Source organism: Halomonas sp. SIMBA_159 (genome assembly GCF_046536035.1).
In the GTDB taxonomy this organism is placed as follows: Bacteria; Pseudomonadota; Gammaproteobacteria; order Pseudomonadales; family Halomonadaceae; genus Vreelandella; species Vreelandella venusta_A.
In genome coordinates, this window is sequence record NZ_JAWJBT010000124.1 from 1 (window position 1) to 412 (window position 412).

Below are 412 nucleotides of genomic sequence, written 5' to 3' on the forward strand. Positions count from 1 at the left end.
TGATATATCCAACAGTTGCGGATATAAAGCAATTTTGGGACTGGCAGTGTTACGGTCCTGAAGACATTGCCTTTTATGTAGAAATCGGTTGGATTAACAAAGAAGATTATCAAGAAATAACGGGAGAACAGTACGAAGCCTAAAAGGGCTTTTTATTTTGCCTTCTTTAAGGGGGTGGAAAAAGTGAGGTAGGTGAGTATGGTGGAAATGGATTTGGCTCAATATCTGATGACACAAGGACCCTTTGCGGTTCTTTTTTGTTGGGTATTGTTTTATGTTCTCAACACGACAAAGGAAAGAGAAAACAAGCTCAATGAACAAATCGAAGCGCAAAATGAAGTGTTAGCAAAGTTTAGTGAAAAGTATGATGTCGTGATCGACAAGCTCGATAAAATTGAACGGAATTTAAAAT

2 protein-coding genes are annotated in these 412 nt (G+C 37.9%); both read left to right on the plus strand.

From position 1 onward, the window contains the following. Positions 1-2: 2 nt before the first annotated feature. Entirely contained in the window at positions 3-143 is a 141-nt protein-coding gene (locus tag R0J87_RS18655) for an XkdX family protein (RefSeq protein ID WP_144456420.1), read from the plus strand. 55 nt (positions 144-198) lie between these two features. Beyond that, positions 199-412 (plus strand): BhlA/UviB family holin-like peptide (locus R0J87_RS18660; protein ID WP_008361284.1); only part of this gene is annotated, 214 nt, incomplete at its 3' end.